Below are 16,482 nucleotides of genomic sequence, written 5' to 3' on the forward strand. Positions count from 1 at the left end.
ATTAAAGCTGCTGCATCATCTTGCGCACGCCGGCCACATGCCGTCGGCTGACGATCAGGGCATCGCCGTTCAAGCCTTTGAGGAACAGCTGAAAATGCCCCAGAGGCGTGCGTTGCAGGCGTTCGATGCGTTCGCGGGCGACCAGCGCGTTGCGGTGGATGCGCACGAAGCGGTCGCCAAATTCATCTTCAAGTGCCTTGAGCGGCTCATCCAGCAGCACTTCGCCGCCTTCGTGGCGCAAGGTCACGTATTTGTGATCCGCAATGAAGTAGACCACCTGACCCAACGGGATCAGTTCGATACCTTTACGGGTACGGGCGCTGATGTGACTGCGTGGGCCGCTGCCACTTTCGGCGGCGGGACGGGTCAGGGCCGCGAGCTGGACGCGATTGGGCCGCTCGGCTTGTTTTAACGCTTCATGCAATTGTTCTGTACGCACAGGTTTCACCAGATAGCCTACGGCGCTGGCCTGTAAGGCTTCCACGGCAAATTCATCGGGCCCTGCGCAGAACACCACGGCGGGAGGGGTTTCGCGTTCGCACAATCGTGCAGCCACTTGCAGGCCATCGAGGCCCGGCATGCGGATATCGAGCAGCACGATATCCGGTTTGTGGCTGTCGATCAGTGCCAACGCCTCTTCGCCGTTCGTGGCGCTAGGCTCCAGGACATTGTATCCCTCGAGTTCGCCAACCATTCGGCTCAGGCGCTCGCGGGCCAAGGGTTCGTCATCAACGATCAGGACATTCATATTGCGCTGGATTCCTGCGTGAGTCTCGCACAAGGATAGCGTAGACAGGTGAAGTGACGTCCGTCACCGCGATCCACGCTAAGACTAGCGCGAAGGCCAAAAAGTGCCGCGCGACCGACGGCTAAATTTTCATCTGCCTGGCGATTGGCGGCACAGGCCAGCGCTGGCCAAGCATCGCCGTAGGGTTTGTTGATACACAATATGAACACCCCCTCTTCTTATAGTCAGTTGCAGCGCCTGGAAGTGCGCTGATCCACCTGTCCTACTGTCCAACTGTAGACGGTTGCCGGCACGATATTGCTCAATTGAAAAATATCGTTGCGCAATTCCCCGCGGCGTTGGCTCGAGTATGGACCGCTGCATGAGAAAAAAACGTGTCGACCAGTGTCAGCGACAGGATTGGCAACCCTGTTATTATCCGCGACAGCTTTCAACGCCATCTTTCTTCAGCCGATACGAGCGAATTCATGAGCACTGACAAGACCAATCAGTCCTGGGGCGGCCGCTTCAGTGAACCCGTCGACGCCTTCGTCGCCCGCTTCACCGCCTCCGTCACTTTCGACCAGCGCCTGTATCGCCACGACATCATGGGCTCGATCGCTCACGCCACGATGTTGGCCAAGGTCGGCGTGCTGACCGATGCCGAACGCGACAGCATCACCGATGGCCTGAAGACCCTCCAGGGTGAAATCGAGGCCGGCCAGTTCGACTGGCGCATCGACCTCGAAGACGTGCACATGAACATCGAGGCGCGTTTGACCGATCGCATCGGCGTGACCGGTAAGAAGCTGCACACCGGCCGCAGCCGCAACGACCAGGTCGCCACCGACATCCGCCTGTGGCTGCGTGATGAGATCGACCTGATCCTGAGCGAAATCACTCGCCTGCAAAAAGGCTTGCTGGAGCAGGCCGAGCGCGAAGCCGGCAGCATCATGCCGGGCTTCACTCACCTGCAAACCGCGCAGCCGGTGACCTTCGGGCACCACATGCTGGCCTGGTTCGAAATGCTCAGCCGCGACTACGAGCGCCTGGTCGATTGCCGCAAACGTACCAATCGCATGCCGCTGGGCAGCGCCGCACTGGCAGGCACCACTTACCCGATCGACCGCGAATTCACCGCCCAACTGTTGGGCTTCGACGCTGTTGGCGGTAACTCGCTGGACAACGTTTCCGATCGCGACTTCGCTATCGAGTTCTGCTCGGCCGCGAGCATCGCGATGATGCACTTGTCGCGCTTCTCCGAAGAGCTGGTGCTGTGGACCAGTGCCCAGTTCCAGTTCATCGATCTGCCAGACCGTTTCTGCACCGGCAGTTCGATCATGCCGCAAAAGAAAAACCCGGACGTGCCGGAGCTGGTGCGTGGCAAGACCGGCCGCGTTTTCGGAGCACTGATGGGCCTGCTGACCCTGATGAAAGGCCAGCCACTGGCCTACAACAAGGACAACCAGGAAGACAAGGAGCCGCTGTTCGACGCCGCCGACACGTTGCGTGACTCGCTACGGGCCTTTGCTGACATGATCCCGGCGATCAAGCCCAAGCACGCGATGATGCGCGAAGCGGCACTGCGCGGTTTCTCCACCGCCACCGACCTGGCCGACTACCTGGTACGTCGTGGCCTGCCGTTCCGTGACTGCCACGAAATCGTTGGCCATGCCGTGAAGTACGGCGTGGAAAGCGGGAAAGACCTCGCGGAAATGAGCCTGGAAGAGCTGCGCAAGTTCAGCGACCAGATCGACCAAGACGTGTTCGCCGTGTTGACGCTGGAAGGCTCGGTGAATGCCCGTGACCATATCGGCGGGACTGCGCCGGCGCAGGTCAACAAAGCAGTGGCTCGCGGCCAGGCATTGCTCGCCAGCCGCTAAACCGTCAAAAGCTTCGTCGGAACGCCGCCCGGAGCAGGCTCGCTCCCACATTAATTAGATTGATGGTGAACATAAAATCTGTGAACACCAAAGATCCACTGTGGGAGCGAGCCTGCTCGCGAATGCATTCTTGAAGACGCTATAAAAACCTACTTTTTGGACGCGACCATCGCCATAAACGCTGGCATCGCCGCGTCCTTGTCCGCTGCGATCCGCTGCACATGCGGGTTCTGTTCCAGACGCTCCAGCAACGCCTTCGCCGCTGGCATCTCGGCCAACAGATCGATGCCGAACAGCTTCTGCCCGACTGCACAAGCCAGCGGAACGCTGTAAAGGAAATACAAATCCGCAATGCTCAGGCTGTCACCTGCCACGTAAGGGGTGAATTTGCCGTGCCTGCCCAGGGAGGAAAACCCCAGCAGCAACTCGGCTTTGGTCTTGTCCTTGATCGCCTCCGGCACTGTCATACCGAAAAATGCTTCGACGTAACAGGCGCGCCCCGGCAGTTCAATGTACAGCTCGATTTCCTTGGCAAGTGCCAAGACCTGCGACCGCTCAAAGGGATCGCTCGGCAACAGCGGTGTGCCTTTCTGGCTTTGTTCGAGGTATTCGAGAATCACGCTGGTTTCGTTGACGAAACCCTCTTCGACGCCCAGCACCGGCACCTTCCCGCGCGGGCTGATGGCGAACGCTTCGGCGCTCGGTTCTGGGTAAAACAGTACTTCTTCAAACGGCAGTCCCTTCTCCAGCAGCGCCAGCTTGACCATGTTGTAGTAGTTACTGACGGAAAATCCATAAAGCTTGAGCATCACTTAGCCTCCAGGCCGTGCAGGGGTTGGCAGCACTATTTATAGAACGCCGCGGTGCTTCTTGCCAGCAGCATCACAGTGCTGAATGCAGGTAAACTGACCGCCTTTCCTTGAGGAGCCTGCCATGAGCGAGCCAACCCCTGACAATAACCAAGACGACATCGACGAAGAAGAGTTCGCCGAAAACACCCTGATCGAAGCCATCCAAAACCAGATTGAAAGCGACAACCCGCCGGCCGCCAAGGCGACCTTCAACAAGCTGACATTGGTGGGTTACGAGCGTGAAGAAATCCTCAATTTGATGGCCCACGTGTTGGCGGTAGAAATCGACGCAATCCTCGAAGAAGACCGCGCGTTCAATACCGAATGGTATGAAACGGCGTTGCGTGCGCTGCCAGAGTTGCCACCGGAAAAGAAATGATCCCCGCTTCTCGTAGGAGCGGGCGGTGCGGCGACCCGACTTGCCCGCGAAGGCCACAACGCGGTCCCCATAGAAACCGCGTCATCGTTCTTCGCGGGCAAGCCTCGCTCCTACAAAGGCGAAAAAACCCTGTCGCGAGCACTGGACATGCCGCACAAGTGGGATCACCTTAGGGGCGCTGTCGTCCAATTCCTAGAAAGTCTGGAGTCCTTATGTCGCTTACCCCTGAGTTGGTTGCCGAACTGGAAATCCTCGCCCTCTTCAACCTGGACAGTTCCCAGGAAGGTTTGAAAATTCATCAGACCGCTGCCCCGAAAGCCATTGCCGCCGCCCAAAGATTGTTCGACAAAGACCTGATCACCCAGCCAGATGGTGGTTATCTGACCAGTCTGGGTCGTGACGCCGCGCAAAGTGTGCAAACCGTTCTGACCATTTTGACCGTAGAAGAAACAGCCTGAGTATTACCGCAGCGCCCACGGAAACCCCTGCTACGGGATTTCCGCGGGCTCACTCTGTTACCTGCCGTCGCCCTGCGATAAAAATCTGACGCCAGAAAAACAAAATCAGCTTAAAAGTCCCAGGGCCGAAGCGCTAAACTGCCCCTCATCCTGAGATCTCCCACGTCCGAGCCCCGCAAGCCGGTTTGAGCTGACATGACCCGCACTAATGAAATCCGCCCCGATCTGGACGAGGGAATCGACCGCAAGGTTCTCAGCCAACTGCGCGCACGTTTTCTGAAGCTCAACGAAGGCCGCATGGCTCGCGCCATGGAAGGGTTGTCGACCCGTCAGCAAGCGGTGCTGACCCTGCTGCCGCTGTTTTTCCACGTCAATCATCCACTGTTGCCGGGATACGTTTCGGGCGGTACGCCAGCCGGGCTGTCGAATTACGAACCAGACGCCAACGCCCTCGCCGAAGCCCAACGCCTGACTCGCTCGTTTTCCTATAAGCCCCGCCACCGCAGCAATCCGCCGCGACCGATTCACGGCCTGTTCCTGATGGGCAGTCTCGGCACCCTGGCCCAGGCCGATCAGAGCGACATGGACGTGTGGGTCTGTCACGGGCCGGACTTGAGCGAAAACGAGCTCACTGAGCTGCGCAAAAAATGCCAGCTCCTCGAAATCTGGGCTGCCAGCCAGGGCGCCGAGGCGCATTTCTTCCTGATCGACCCGACCCGTTTCGTACGCGGCGAACGTGATACGCAACTGAGCTCGGAAGACTGCGGCACCACCCAGCACTATCTGCTGTTGGACGAGTTTTATCGCACTGCGATCTGGCTGGCCGGCCGCACACCCATCTGGTGGCTCGTGCCAGTCTACGAAGAGGCAAGCTACGACCGGTACACCCACACACTGATCTCCAAGCGCTTCATCCGTGCCGACGAAACCCTGGACCTGGGACATCTGGCCTATATCCCACCCGGCGAGTTCATCGGTGCCGGGCTCTGGCAGTTGTTCAAGGGCATCGAATCGCCGTACAAATCGGTGCTCAAACTGCTGCTGACCGAGGTCTATGCCAGCGAACACCCCAAGGTCCATTGCCTGAGCCTGCGCTTCAAGCAAGCGGTGTTTGCCAATCGGCTTGACCTCGATGAGCTGGACCCGTACGTCGTGGTCTACCGGCGCATCGAGGAATACCTCGTCGCCCGTGGCGAGCCGGAACGGCTGGAGCTGGTACGCCGGGCGTTGTACCTGAAGGTCAATCGCAAACTCACCGGCAGCAGCAGTCGCACCCAGAGCTGGCAGCGTTCGTTGCTCAGACGCCTGGCCCACGAATGGCACTGGGATCATCGTCAACTGGCCCTGCTCGATAGCCGCAGCCAGTGGAAAGTCCGTCAGGTCAGCTCTGAGCGCAGGGCCTTGGTCAACGAGCTCAATTACAGCTACCGCTTCCTGACCCAGTTCGCCCGTAACGAACAGACTGCCAGCCTGATCAACAAACGCGACCTTAACGTGCTGGGTCGGCGGCTGTACGCGGCGTTCGAGCGCAAGGCCGACAAGGTCGAGTTCATCAACCCTGGTATCGCCCCGGATCTGGCCGAAGACACCCTCACGCTGGTGCAAGCGCCGAACAAAAAAGAACCGGGTCAACCTCAGTGGGGTTTGTACAACGGCAGCCTGACGGCCCTCGAGTGGGAGCATTTCGCACCGATCAAGCGCGGCCGCCAATTGCTGGAGCTGCTGACCTGGTGTCACCGCAATGGCGTGATCGACAGCAGCACTCGCCTGGCCTTGCATCCCGGCACCAGCGACCTGAGCGAGTTCGAACTGTTCAACCTGCTCGGCAGCCTGCAACAGAGCATCGTCCTGCCGCTGACAACCGTCGCTGAAGAACCGTTACTGCGCGCCAGTGTGCCGAGCGAAGTGCTGATTCTGGTGAACGTCGGTGTCGATCCACTCAAGCACCACCGCGACCTAAACATCCTGATGACCACCGAGCGCACCGATTCGCTGAGCTACGCCGGCGTTCGGGAAAACCTGGTGCTGACGCTGGATCAGGTCACGCTCAATAGTTGGAACGAAGTGCTGGTCAGCCGTTTCAACGGTCCTCACGCGCTGCTCGACTGCGTGCGCGATTACCTCAACAACCTGCCCAGCGGACTACAACAACCCACGTTGCGCGTGCGTTGCTTCTGCCACAACCGCGCACAATTCATCGCCCAGCGAGTCGAAGAAATCCTCGATACCGCGCAGAACCTGCTGTTGAGCAAACTCAATCATCGCTACCTGATTCAGGTCCAGCAGCACTACCACGTGCTGGAACTGGTGCCCGGCCAGGTCAATCATGTCGCCCTCGCCACGCTGCCGGCGCTGGTCGATTATCTGGGCGAAGAGCTGGCAAGCTACAGCCCGCTACACCTGGACCCGATGGCACTGGAAGATCACGACCTGGCGCTGGTCCTGCCGATGGGTCAGCCCGATTGCATTCAGGTGTTCTACCGGATCAATGAATACCACGCCGACCTGTACGTACTGGATGAACTCAATGCCCTGTGGCAACAGCGTTTGCCCTACCACGACGAGCAAAGCCTGCTGGTGCCATTGCAACGGTTCCTGCAATCGCTCCAATACCGGCGCGACGCATTGCTGCCGATGGATGTCGCCCAGCCGCTGAGCTTGGACACTTTGTATTACCAACTGCTTCCCTCCGGCCCTGTACGGGCACGTCGGGTCGAAGCTCGGCCTGCGCCGCAAACCCCGGTCAACAAACCGTTCTACGACGTGCAGGCGATTGTCGGCAAAGCCGCACCGGGACAGGTGCAGGTCACGTTGTATTGCAATCAGCGGGAGTTTTCAGAGTTGGAGCATGGCGACCAACTGTTCAGCGTGGTCGCCCGGGAAATCGTCGAGCAACGCCGTGAAACCGAACGCTATCGCTGTTACATCACCGACCTGGACCTGTCGGGCCTGCTCGGTGATGGGCAGAACTCAAGCAATCTGTATTTGCGCTACAAGGCCGACCTGGAACGCGCACTGAACGAGGCGCTCGAGCAGGTCTGAGGGGACGTCATTCCGGGAAGGCGCCGCCATTGGCAGGCTGCGATTCGACTTCCAGCAGAGTCAGTTTGAGGGTCTTGCCACCCGGAGCCGGCCAGTCGATATGCTGGCCAACCTTCAGGCCGAGCAGTGCGCTGCCCACCGGCGCCAGAATGGAAATCTTGCCTTCGTCGGCATTGGCGTCCTTCGGGTAAACCAGCGTCAGGTGATAGTCCTTGCCACTGATTTCTTCACGGCAATGCACACGGGAGTTCATGGTCACGACATCGGCTGGCACCTCTTCGTGACCGACCAGGGTATCGGCGCGGTCCAGTTCGGTTTGCAGCGCGATAACGCCCGGCAGCGTGTCATCCAGGCTGTCGATCAGGCGTTCCAGACGTTGAACGTCCAGACGGGTAAGGGTGATTGAAGGTGCGGTCATGATTTGGGCAGACTCCTTTCTTCTGCACAGAAAAAGCAAAACCCCGCCAGAAAAAGGCGGGGTTTTCACGAGCCTCGATGGGTTGAGGCGTAACCGGACACTATCACAGCTCAATAAATATACAAGTCAGGCGCGACGACACACTTTTTGTATCGCGCTACGGCTTCAGGCGGAGGTTTTGCGCTCTGTGGCCTGGGTACAGATGACACGGCGCCGATCGTCATCGGCCGAGCGCCATTCGCGGATGTCTTCGACATGGCGAAAACACCCAAGGCAAACCTTCTGCTCATCCAGGCGACACACACCGCTGCACGGCGAAGGGACCGCCGGGCTGACATTGCTGTAGAGCGGTTTGGGCGGACGAACGGGCGCAGGCTGGGTCACGATCTCACAGACCTTCGAATTCGAGTTCGACGCCAGCTTGCTGCTTGACGATGCGCTCAAGCATCTCGCCCAATTGCTCTTCGCTCTTGTCGCACATCCAGCGCTCGCTCTCTTCGTCGTAATCAAAGTGGAACCCGCCGGACACCGCCGCCAGCCACAACTGCCGCAGTGGCTCCTGACGGCTGAAGATCAACTGGCTGCCATTTTCGAACTTGACGGTGAGCACACCGGCGGAGCTCTCCAGATCAATATCCAGGTCACTTTCGTCAAAAACATCCTCCAGCGTCTGCTGGGTGGCATCGACCAGATCGTGGAAACGGGCTTCAGTCAAACTCATTGCGGGAACCTCAAAAAGTGTCTACTCACGCTCAAGCGCCGCAAGATACGGGCGAGCCCCGGTGATTGCAAAGGATAACGACCAAGGACCGATATAGGTACATCAAACGCTGTACCTGTGGGAGCGGGCCTTTGTGGTGAGGGGATTTATCCCCGTTGGGTTGCGAAGCAGCCCCAGCAGTTCAAGGTTAAACGGGATTGCTTGCGACTGCTGCGCAGCCGAACGGGGATAAATCCCCTCACCACAAGCCCCGCCGGACGGGAGCCCCGTCGCATAGGCAAGCTGCCGGGTGGCCGGTATACTCCGGCGCAATTAATGCATTTTCAAGGATTTCGCCATGAAGCGCCTGATCTCTTCCCTTGCTGCGCTCGCTTCGCTCGTCGCTTTTACCTGCTTATTATCGGCCTGTGGGCAAAAAGGCCCACTGTACCTGCCCGATGACAGCCAGGACCCTGCAGAGCAGGCCAAGTCGTCGCAAAAACAGCCTGCATCCAAATCGCACAAGCACGACGTCTACTAAGGGAACGCCATGGACGCTTTTAACTACCGTGGCGGGGAGCTGTTCGCGGAAGGTGTTGCCCTGTCCGCCATCGCTCAACGCTTTGGCACACCGACCTACGTCTACTCCCGCGCCCACATCGAAGCCCAATACCTGGCTTACGCCGATGCGCTGGCCGGAATGCCGCACCTGGTCTGCTTTGCGGTCAAGGCCAACTCCAACCTGGGTGTACTGAATGTCCTGGCGCGTCTTGGCGCCGGTTTCGACATCGTCTCCCGTGGTGAGCTGGAACGTGTACTGGCCGCTGGCGGCAGCGCCGACAAGATCGTGTTCTCCGGTGTCGGCAAGACCCGTGACGACATGCGTCGCGCGCTGGAGGTCGGCGTGCACTGCTTCAACGTCGAATCCACCGATGAGCTGGAACGTCTGCAAGTCGTCGCCGCCGAGCTGGGCGTTCGCGCGCCGATCTCGCTGCGCGTGAACCCGGATGTCGACGCCGGCACCCACCCGTACATTTCCACCGGTCTTAAAGAGAACAAGTTCGGCATCGCCATCGCCGATGCCGAAGACGTGTACATCCGTGCCGCCCAACTGCCTAACCTGGAAGTCGTCGGCGTCGATTGCCACATCGGTTCGCAACTGACCACCCTGGCGCCATTCATCGATGCCCTCGACCGCCTGCTGTGCCTGGTCGACCGCCTCGGCGATTGCGGCATTTACCTGCGCCACATCGATCTCGGTGGTGGCCTGGGCGTGCGTTATCGCGATGAAGAGCCGCCATTGGCTGCCGACTACATCAAAGCCGTGCGCGAGCGTCTTGACGGTCGTGACCTGGCGCTGGTGTTCGAGCCGGGCCGCTTTATCGTCGCCAACGCCGGCGTGTTGCTGACCCAGGTCGAGTACCTCAAGCACACCGAACACAAAGACTTCGCCATCGTCGACGCGGCCATGAACGACCTGATCCGCCCGGCGCTGTACCAGGCCTGGATGGACGTCACCGCCGTGCGCCCGCGCAATACCGCTGCCCGTGCCTACGACATCGTCGGGCCGATCTGCGAGACCGGCGACTTCCTGGCCAAGGACCGTCAGCTGGCCCTGGAAGAAGGCGATCTGCTGGCCGTGCATTCGGCCGGTGCCTACGGGTTTGTCATGAGTTCCAACTACAACACTCGCGGTCGTGCCGCTGAAGTGTTGGTGGACGGTGATCAAGCATTTGAAGTGCGTCGCCGTGAGACGGTAGCCGAGTTGTTTGCTGGCGAAAGCCTGCTGCCGGAGTAAAACCATGCTGCTGCGTTTTACCAAGATGCACGGCCTGGGCAATGACTTCATGGTCCTTGACCTGGTCAGCCAGCACGCGCACATCCTGCCCAAACACGCAAAGCTTTGGGGCGATCGGCATACAGGTATCGGTTTCGACCAGTTGCTGATCGTCGAAGCGCCCAGCAACCCGGATGTGGATTTCCGCTATCGGATCTTCAACGCCGACGGCTCCGAAGTGGAACAGTGCGGCAACGGTGCACGCTGCTTCGCGCGCTTCGTGCTCGACAAGCGCCTGACCGCGAAACGGCTGATCCGCGTCGAGACCAAAAGTGGCATCATCGAACTGGATATCCGCAGCGACGGGCAGATCGGTGTCAACATGGGCGCACCGCGCCTGGTGCCGGCCGACATTCCGTTCGACGCGCCGGAACAGGCCCTGAGTTATCAGGTTGACGTCGACGGCACTGCGGTCGAACTGGCCGCCGTGTCCATGGGCAACCCCCATGCCGTGCTACGGGTCAGCGATATCAACAACGCACCGGTGCATGAACTGGGGCCGAAAATCGAAAACCATCCGCGCTTCCCGGCGCGGGTCAATGTCGGTTTTCTCCAGGTCATCGACCGCAACCGTGCGCAGCTGCGCGTCTGGGAACGCGGGGCCGGGGAAACCCAGGCGTGCGGAACCGGCGCTTGCGCTGCCGCAGTGGCCGCGATCAGCCAGGGGTGGATGGATTCGCCGCTATTGATCGACCTGCCCGGCGGGCGTTTGTCCATTGAATGGGCAGGCCCTGGCCAACCGGTCATGATGACCGGCCCGGCAGTGCGTGTTTATGAAGGACAAGTGCGTCTTTGAGAGAGTCAAATCCATGAAAGATAAGCCCCAGGTTCCCGCCCTACAGCCCGACGAATCCCCTTCCGAAAGCCTTGAGGCGGCGGCGATTGCCGCGTACCTGGAGGCTCATCCGGATTTCTTCGTCGAGCATGAAGAACTGCTCGCAACCTTGCGCATTCCGCACCAGCGTGGCGACACCATTTCGCTGGTCGAACGCCAGATGACCCTCCTGCGCGACCGCAATATCGAGTTGCGTCATCGCCTCTCGCACTTGATGGACGTGGCCCGCGACAACGACCGCCTCTTCGACAAGACCCGCCGCCTGATTCTCGCGCTGATGGACGCCACCAGCCTGGAAGATGTGGTGATCAGCGTCGAAGACAGTCTGCGCCAGGACTTCCAGGTACCCTTCGTCAGCTTGATCCTGTTGGGTGACAACCCGATGCCGGTGGGCCGCTGGGTGACCCATGCCGACGCGCAAACGGCCATCGGCGGCTTGCTCTCCGAAGACAAAAGCGTCAGCGGCAGCCTGCGTGAACACGAACTGGACTTCCTGTTTGGCGAAGAACAGCGCAAGCAGATTGGTTCCACCGCCGTCGTCGCCATCAGCTACCAGGGCATCCACGGCGTCCTGGCCATCGCCAGCCGCGACCCGCAGCACTACAAGAGCTCGGTGGGCACGCTGTTCCTCAGCTACATCGCCGAAGTGATGGGCCGTGTGCTGCCGCGGGTCAACAGTTCCCTGCGCTCGGTACGCTGACCATGGAACGGCAACTGGACGCTTACTGCGAACACTTGCGCAGTGAGCGACAGGTGTCGCCTCATACGCTGTACGCCTACCGCCGCGACCTCGACAAAGTGCTGGGCTGGTGCGTCAAACAGAACATCAGCAGTTGGGCAGCCCTGGACATCCAGCGCCTGCGCAGCCTGGTCGCACGCCTGCATTCACAGGGTCAATCGTCCCGCAGCCTGGCGCGGTTGCTGTCGGCAGTGCGTGGGCTCTATCACTACCTCAACCGTGAAGGCCTTTGCGATCACGACCCGGCCAATGGCCTGGCGCCGCCGAAGGGCGAACGTCGGCTGCCAAAAACCCTCGACACCGACCGCGCGCTGCAACTGCTTGAGGGTGCGGTGGAGGATGATTTTCTGGCGCGTCGGGATCAGGCGATTCTGGAGCTGTTCTATTCCTCAGGTTTGCGCCTTTCGGAACTGACCGGACTCAACCTGGATCAGCTGGACCTGGCCGATGGCATGGTGCAAGTGCTCGGCAAGGGCAGCAAGACCCGACTGCTGCCGGTCGGCAAGAAAGCACGCGAAGCGCTGGAGTTGTGGCTGCCGCTACGGGCCATGACCAACCCGGCGGACGACGCGGTGTTTGTCAGCCAGCAAGGCCGACGCCTCGGCCCACGGGCGATTCAAGTGCGGGTTAAGGCCGCTGGCGAGCGCGAACTGGGACAGAACCTGCATCCGCACATGCTGCGGCACTCCTTCGCCAGCCATTTGCTGGAGTCCTCCCAGGACTTGCGGGCGGTTCAGGAATTGCTCGGCCACTCGGACATCAAAACCACCCAGATCTACACCCACCTGGACTTCCAGCACCTGGCGACGGTGTACGACAGCGCCCATCCAAGGGCCAAACGCATCAAAGGCGATGAGTCATGAGAATCCAATTGATCACCTTCGACCTTGACGACACCCTATGGGACACCGCCCCGGTGATCGTCAGCGCCGAAGCCGTATTGCGTGAATGGCTGACCGAGCATGCACCGAATCTGGGCGCCGTGCCGGTGGAGCATTTGTGGGCGATTCGCGAGCGGATCCTCAGCAGCGAACCAAGCCTCAAGCACCGCATCAGCGCCCTGCGCCGCCGAGTCTTGTTCCACGCGCTGGAAGAGGCCGGTTACGACCAGGGTCAGGCCTCAGACCTGGCCGATCAGAGTTTTGAGGTGTTTCTGCATGCCCGGCATCAACTGGAAATCTTCCCGGACGTGCAACCGACCCTGGAGACACTGGCCAATCACTACGCCCTCGGCGTGGTCACCAACGGCAATGCCGATGTGCGCAGATTAGGGCTGGCGGATTACTTCAAGTTTGCCTTGTGCGCCGAAGACATCGGCATCGGCAAGCCGGATGCGCGACTGTTTCATGAGGCGTTGCAACGGGGTGGTGCGACGGCTGAAACAGCCGTGCATATCGGCGATCATCCGGGTGACGACATTGCCGGCGCCCAGCAGGCGGGATTGCGGGCGATCTGGTTTAACCCGGCGGGCAAGGTGTGGGAAGCGCAGAAGGCGCCGGATGCCGAGATTCGTAGTCTGACCGAGTTGCCAGCGTTGTTGGCTCGCTGGAATGCGGCTTCGGCCTGACAAAAAACCTGTAGGAGCCGAGCTTGCTCGCGATGAGGCCGTCACATTCAAAATTGATGTTGGCTGACACACCGCCATCGCGAGCAAGCTCAGCTCCTACAGGGATGGCGTCAACCTGAACCTTTTGTTTCACCCATGAAAAAGCCCGCAGCGACGGCGGGCTTTTTCAGCAAGCAAGCTGCAGGCGCTTAGATAGGCCGGCTACCGTACTTGTTGTCAGGCTTCTTGGGAGGATCGGCGACCACATTGGCCTCCACTTCCTGCACCTTTCCGCCTTTGGAGAGAAACTCCTCCATAGCGCGTGCCAGAGCATCACGCTCCTTGTTTTTCGCTTCGACGCTCGGCAGCTCATCGACCGATACCGCTGCCTTGGCTTTGCCTTTGGCGGTCGGAACGGGCGCTTCACCGCCATCGTCGTCAGCAACGTCTTCCGCTGCAGTTTCCAGACCTTCTTCGGTTTCGTCGTCGCCTACTTCGAGGTCGTCGTTTTCCAGATCATCGTCGCTCATGTTCTACCTCATGACTGCGAAAAGCAGATTAGTTATAGCCCAGCTTCGCCATCTGTCGAAGGCCGCCGGAAAAAATTCTACAACCGCTGGTAACCACGGTTTATGCCCCTTCACCGTAGACGGTGGCGAGGACTTTACGAGCACCGCCATTATCACGGTGCTCGCCCAGATAAACGCCTTGCCAGGTTCCCAGCGCCAGTCGGCCTGCCGAAATCGGCAAACTGAGCTGACAGCCAAGTACGCTGGCCTTGAAGTGCGCCGGGAGGTCGTCCAGGCCTTCGTCGTGATGCTCATAGCCGTCTGCTCCTTGTGGGATCAGACGATTGAAAAATCGTTCGAAGTCGCGACGTACCGCCGGATCGGCGTTCTCGTTGATGGTCAACGACGCCGAGGTATGCTGCAGCCACAAATGCAACAGACCGACCCGACATGCCTTGATTTCAGGCAGGCCGGCGAGTAACTCGTCCGTTACCAGATGAAAGCCCCGGGGCCTCGCCCGCAGGGTAATCAGAGTCTGTTGCCACATACAGTTCTCCGCACGTTCGGGGCGCATTCTAGCGCGCTCTGGGAAAAAACAAAGGCCCTAATATTCCTTCAATCATGTAAGCCATTGGCCGCAGAAAAACGCTCGTCGTAAACGCCACTAAACGTGTACGAAAAAACCTTTCAGCAGTTCCTTCACTGACAAACTCCAGACAAAAAAATGCCCGGCAAGCCGGGCAAGTTTTTTTGCGCGCGTACTTACAAGTTGTAGCCGCGTTCGTTGTGGAGGGCCAGATCGATGCCGACCGCCTCTTCTTCCTCAGTGATACGCAGACCCATGACGGCGTCCAGGACCTTGAGGATGATGTAGGTGACGATCGCGGTGTAGATCACCGTGAAGCCCACGCCTTTCATCTGAATCCAGACTTGTGCACCGATGTCGGTGACGGTGCCAAAGCCACCCAGGGCCGGTGCAGCGAACACACCCGTCAGGATCGCGCCGAGAATACCGCCGATACCGTGCACACCGAAGGCGTCCAGGGAGTCGTCATAACCGAGTTTGCGTTTCAGGGTGGTGGCGCAGAAGAAGCACACCACGCCGGCTGCCAGGCCGATGACCAGAGCGCCCATCGGGCCTACGGTGCCAGCGGCTGGTGTGATTGCAACCAGACCGGCCACAACACCCGAAGCGATACCCAGAGCACTTGGTTTACCGTGAGTGATCCACTCAGCGAACATCCAACCCAATGCAGCGGCGGCGGTTGCGATCTGGGTCACCAGCATCGCCATACCCGCAGTGCCGTTGGCCGCCGCAGCGGAACCGGCGTTGAAGCCGAACCAGCCGACCCACAGCATGGCAGCGCCCATCAGGGTGTAACCAAGGTTGTGCGGCGCCATTGGGGTAGTCGGGAAGCCTTTGCGTTTGCCCAATACCAGGCAGGCAATCAGACCGGCCACACCGGCGTTGATGTGCACCACGGTGCCGCCGGCGAAGTCCAGCACGCCCCAGTCCCACATCAGGCCGCCGTTACCGGACCAGACCATGTGCGCAATCGGCGCATAAACCAGGGTGAACCAGACGCCCATGAAGATCAGCATCGCGGAGAACTTCATCCGCTCGGCGAAGGCACCGACGATCAGCGCAGGGGTGATGATGGCGAAGGTCATCTGGAAGGTGATGAACACCGCCTCAGGGAACAGCGCCGCGGGACCGGTCAGGCTCGATGGCGTGACACCGGCGAGGAATGCCTTGCCCATGCCGCCGAAGAATGAGTTGAAGTTGACGACGCCCTGTTCCATGCCGGTGGTGTCGAACGCGATGCTGTAGCCATAAATGACCCACAGAATGCTGATCAGACCGGTAATGGCGAAGCACTGCATCATCACGGAAAGAATGTTTTTGGAGCGAACCATGCCGCCGTAGAACAGCGCGAGGCCGGGAATGGTCATGAACAGCACGAGGGCTGTCGAGGTCATCATCCAGGCGGTGTCGCCGGAGTTGAGGACGGGGGCCGCCACTTCGTCTGCCGCCATAGCCAGGCTGGGCATTACGAGGGACAACAGGGCTCCTAGCCCTGCGAATTTACGCAGAGTCATATTGTTTTCTCCTGGGGCGTTGGGTGTGTGGCGGCTTAGATTGCGTCGGTATCGGTTTCGCCGGTACGGATGCGAATCGCCTGTTCCAGATTGACCACGAAGATCTTGCCGTCACCGATCTTGCCGGTGTTGGCAGCCTTGGTTATCGCCTCGATAACCCGGTCAAGATCCTTGTCGTCAATGGCGACATCAATCTTCACCTTTGGCAGGAAATCGACCACGTATTCCGCGCCGCGATACAGCTCGGTGTGACCCTTCTGCCGACCGAAGCCTTTGACTTCAGTAACGGTAATGCCCTGTACGCCAATCTCGGACAGCGACTCGCGTACGTCGTCCAGTTTGAACGGCTTGATGATGGCAGTGACTAGCTTCATGAAAACTCTCTCCCGAATTTGGTGGACTTGCCCCAGGAAAACAAACCCGACTCAAGTCTAAGCGCAGTGCCTGGCTTTGTAACG

At 59.7% G+C, this 16,482-nt stretch carries 19 protein-coding genes and 1 pseudogene; 10 read left to right on the forward strand and 10 right to left on the reverse strand.

Going from position 1 to position 16,482, the window contains the following annotated elements; all coding sequences use genetic code 11:
* Position 1: 1 nt before the first annotated feature.
* A complete protein-coding gene (locus tag ACYZTR_RS27315) occupies positions 2-748 on the reverse strand; it encodes a LytR/AlgR family response regulator transcription factor (RefSeq protein ID WP_461975346.1) in 747 nt (248 codons plus the stop codon).
* A pseudogene (locus ACYZTR_RS27320) lies at positions 745-858 on the reverse strand (sensor histidine kinase); the annotation flags it as partial. The pseudogene ACYZTR_RS27320 and the gene ACYZTR_RS27315, both read right to left, overlap by 4 nt.
* Positions 859-1,215: 357 nt before the next feature.
* On the opposite strand from ACYZTR_RS27320, the gene argH reads away from it, so the two are divergent.
* Positions 1,216-2,610 carry an argininosuccinate lyase gene (argH, locus tag ACYZTR_RS27325; protein WP_461975348.1) on the forward strand — a complete coding sequence of 465 codons (1,395 nt, stop codon included), beginning with the start codon at positions 1,216-1,218 and terminating at the stop codon, positions 2,608-2,610.
* 149 nt (positions 2,611-2,759) lie between these two features.
* Here the strand turns inward: argH and ACYZTR_RS27330 are convergent, their stop codons facing one another.
* Positions 2,760-3,419 carry a glutathione S-transferase family protein gene (locus ACYZTR_RS27330; protein ID WP_461975350.1) on the reverse strand — a complete coding sequence of 220 codons (660 nt, stop codon included), beginning with the start codon at positions 3,417-3,419 and terminating at the stop codon, positions 2,760-2,762.
* Positions 3,420-3,543: 124 nt separating this feature from the next.
* Between ACYZTR_RS27330 and ACYZTR_RS27335 the strand changes: the two genes are divergently transcribed.
* The 3 genes from ACYZTR_RS27335 (at position 3,544) to ACYZTR_RS27345 (ending at position 7,340) form a co-directional block, all read left to right on the forward strand.
* A complete protein-coding gene (locus ACYZTR_RS27335) occupies positions 3,544-3,840 on the forward strand; it encodes a hypothetical protein (protein WP_461975352.1) in 297 nt (98 codons plus the stop codon).
* A 212-nt stretch (positions 3,841-4,052) separates the two neighbouring features.
* Complete coding sequence (locus ACYZTR_RS27340) at positions 4,053-4,298, forward strand: TIGR02647 family protein (RefSeq protein ID WP_461975354.1); 246 nt, start codon at positions 4,053-4,055, stop codon at positions 4,296-4,298.
* A 195-nt stretch (positions 4,299-4,493) separates the two neighbouring features.
* Complete coding sequence (locus tag ACYZTR_RS27345; RefSeq protein WP_461975356.1) at positions 4,494-7,340, forward strand: class I adenylate cyclase; 2,847 nt, start codon at positions 4,494-4,496, stop codon at positions 7,338-7,340.
* A gap of 7 nt (positions 7,341-7,347) precedes the next feature.
* Here the strand turns inward: ACYZTR_RS27345 and rnk are convergent, their stop codons facing one another.
* From rnk to cyaY, 3 genes are all read right to left on the reverse strand, one after another.
* Positions 7,348-7,758, reverse strand: a complete 411-nt coding sequence (rnk, locus tag ACYZTR_RS27350; RefSeq protein WP_461975358.1) for a nucleoside diphosphate kinase regulator — start codon at positions 7,756-7,758, stop codon at positions 7,348-7,350.
* Positions 7,759-7,923: 165 nt separating this feature from the next.
* Entirely contained in the window at positions 7,924-8,142 is a 219-nt protein-coding gene (locus tag ACYZTR_RS27355) for a DUF1289 domain-containing protein (RefSeq protein ID WP_461975360.1), read from the reverse strand.
* 4 nt (positions 8,143-8,146) lie between these two features.
* Complete coding sequence (gene cyaY, locus ACYZTR_RS27360; protein WP_122567530.1) at positions 8,147-8,479, reverse strand: iron donor protein CyaY; 333 nt, start codon at positions 8,477-8,479, stop codon at positions 8,147-8,149.
* Between the two features lie 337 nt (positions 8,480-8,816).
* Between cyaY and lptM the strand changes: the two genes are divergently transcribed.
* Genes lptM through ACYZTR_RS27390 form a run of 6 tightly spaced genes read left to right on the forward strand, consistent with a single transcriptional unit; the run spans position 8,817 to position 13,436 of the window.
* Positions 8,817-8,999, forward strand: coding sequence for an LPS translocon maturation chaperone LptM (gene lptM / locus ACYZTR_RS27365; protein ID WP_449645364.1), 183 nt, complete (start codon positions 8,817-8,819; stop codon positions 8,997-8,999).
* A gap of 9 nt (positions 9,000-9,008) precedes the next feature.
* Positions 9,009-10,256 carry a diaminopimelate decarboxylase gene (gene lysA / locus ACYZTR_RS27370; RefSeq protein ID WP_461975363.1) on the forward strand — a complete coding sequence of 416 codons (1,248 nt, stop codon included), beginning with the start codon at positions 9,009-9,011 and terminating at the stop codon, positions 10,254-10,256.
* 4 nt (positions 10,257-10,260) lie between these two features.
* Entirely contained in the window at positions 10,261-11,091 is an 831-nt protein-coding gene (gene dapF / locus ACYZTR_RS27375; RefSeq protein WP_282376176.1) for a diaminopimelate epimerase, read from the forward strand.
* Positions 11,092-11,104: 13 nt separating this feature from the next.
* Positions 11,105-11,830 (forward strand): DUF484 family protein, encoded by a 726-nt coding sequence (locus ACYZTR_RS27380; protein WP_461975365.1) that lies wholly within the window; start codon positions 11,105-11,107, stop codon positions 11,828-11,830.
* Positions 11,831-11,832: 2 nt separating this feature from the next.
* A complete protein-coding gene (xerC, locus tag ACYZTR_RS27385) occupies positions 11,833-12,732 on the forward strand; it encodes a tyrosine recombinase XerC (protein WP_461967109.1) in 900 nt (299 codons plus the stop codon).
* Positions 12,729-13,436 carry an HAD family hydrolase gene (locus ACYZTR_RS27390; protein ID WP_461975367.1) on the forward strand — a complete coding sequence of 236 codons (708 nt, stop codon included), beginning with the start codon at positions 12,729-12,731 and terminating at the stop codon, positions 13,434-13,436. The genes xerC and ACYZTR_RS27390 overlap by 4 nt, the downstream gene beginning before the upstream one ends.
* A gap of 188 nt (positions 13,437-13,624) precedes the next feature.
* Here ACYZTR_RS27390 and sutA read toward each other — a convergent pair whose 3' ends face one another.
* The 4 genes from sutA to glnK form a co-directional block, all read right to left on the reverse strand.
* Complete coding sequence (sutA, locus tag ACYZTR_RS27395) at positions 13,625-13,945, reverse strand: transcriptional regulator SutA (RefSeq protein ID WP_282376182.1); 321 nt, start codon at positions 13,943-13,945, stop codon at positions 13,625-13,627.
* A 100-nt stretch (positions 13,946-14,045) separates the two neighbouring features.
* Positions 14,046-14,471, reverse strand: coding sequence for a secondary thiamine-phosphate synthase enzyme YjbQ (locus tag ACYZTR_RS27400; protein WP_461975369.1), 426 nt, complete (start codon positions 14,469-14,471; stop codon positions 14,046-14,048).
* Positions 14,472-14,686: 215 nt separating this feature from the next.
* A complete protein-coding gene (locus ACYZTR_RS27405) occupies positions 14,687-16,024 on the reverse strand; it encodes an ammonium transporter (protein ID WP_461975371.1) in 1,338 nt (445 codons plus the stop codon).
* A 35-nt stretch (positions 16,025-16,059) separates the two neighbouring features.
* Entirely contained in the window at positions 16,060-16,398 is a 339-nt protein-coding gene (glnK, locus tag ACYZTR_RS27410) for a P-II family nitrogen regulator (protein WP_002555808.1), read from the reverse strand.
* Positions 16,399-16,482: the final 84 nt, after the last annotated feature.

This window comes from Pseudomonas sp. Hz4, from assembly GCF_054898165.1.

Bases quoted from the DNA above. Each gene is read 5' to 3' on its own strand.
- ACYZTR_RS27400 (WP_461975369.1), bottom strand. From the start codon at position 14,471: ATGTGGCAACAGACTCTGATTACCCTGCGGGCGAGGCCCCGGGGCTTT.
- cyaY (WP_122567530.1), bottom strand. From the start codon at position 8,479: ATGAGTTTGACTGAAGCCCGTTTCCACGATCTGGTCGATGCCACCCAG.
- ACYZTR_RS27345 (WP_461975356.1), top strand. From the start codon at position 4,494: ATGACCCGCACTAATGAAATCCGCCCCGATCTGGACGAGGGAATCGAC.
- xerC (WP_461967109.1), top strand. From the start codon at position 11,833: ATGGAACGGCAACTGGACGCTTACTGCGAACACTTGCGCAGTGAGCGA.
- lptM (WP_449645364.1), top strand. From the start codon at position 8,817: ATGAAGCGCCTGATCTCTTCCCTTGCTGCGCTCGCTTCGCTCGTCGCT.
- ACYZTR_RS27405 (WP_461975371.1), bottom strand. From the start codon at position 16,024: ATGACTCTGCGTAAATTCGCAGGGCTAGGAGCCCTGTTGTCCCTCGTA.
- glnK (WP_002555808.1), bottom strand. From the start codon at position 16,398: ATGAAGCTAGTCACTGCCATCATCAAGCCGTTCAAACTGGACGACGTA.
- ACYZTR_RS27380 (WP_461975365.1), top strand. From the start codon at position 11,105: ATGAAAGATAAGCCCCAGGTTCCCGCCCTACAGCCCGACGAATCCCCT.
- ACYZTR_RS27340 (WP_461975354.1), top strand. From the start codon at position 4,053: ATGTCGCTTACCCCTGAGTTGGTTGCCGAACTGGAAATCCTCGCCCTC.
- ACYZTR_RS27330 (WP_461975350.1), bottom strand. From the start codon at position 3,419: ATGCTCAAGCTTTATGGATTTTCCGTCAGTAACTACTACAACATGGTC.
- dapF (WP_282376176.1), top strand. From the start codon at position 10,261: ATGCTGCTGCGTTTTACCAAGATGCACGGCCTGGGCAATGACTTCATG.
- lysA (WP_461975363.1), top strand. From the start codon at position 9,009: ATGGACGCTTTTAACTACCGTGGCGGGGAGCTGTTCGCGGAAGGTGTT.
- ACYZTR_RS27335 (WP_461975352.1), top strand. From the start codon at position 3,544: ATGAGCGAGCCAACCCCTGACAATAACCAAGACGACATCGACGAAGAA.
- argH (WP_461975348.1), top strand. From the start codon at position 1,216: ATGAGCACTGACAAGACCAATCAGTCCTGGGGCGGCCGCTTCAGTGAA.
- ACYZTR_RS27315 (WP_461975346.1), bottom strand. From the start codon at position 748: ATGAATGTCCTGATCGTTGATGACGAACCCTTGGCCCGCGAGCGCCTG.
- rnk (WP_461975358.1), bottom strand. From the start codon at position 7,758: ATGACCGCACCTTCAATCACCCTTACCCGTCTGGACGTTCAACGTCTG.
- ACYZTR_RS27390 (WP_461975367.1), top strand. From the start codon at position 12,729: ATGAGAATCCAATTGATCACCTTCGACCTTGACGACACCCTATGGGAC.
- sutA (WP_282376182.1), bottom strand. From the start codon at position 13,945: ATGAGCGACGATGATCTGGAAAACGACGACCTCGAAGTAGGCGACGAC.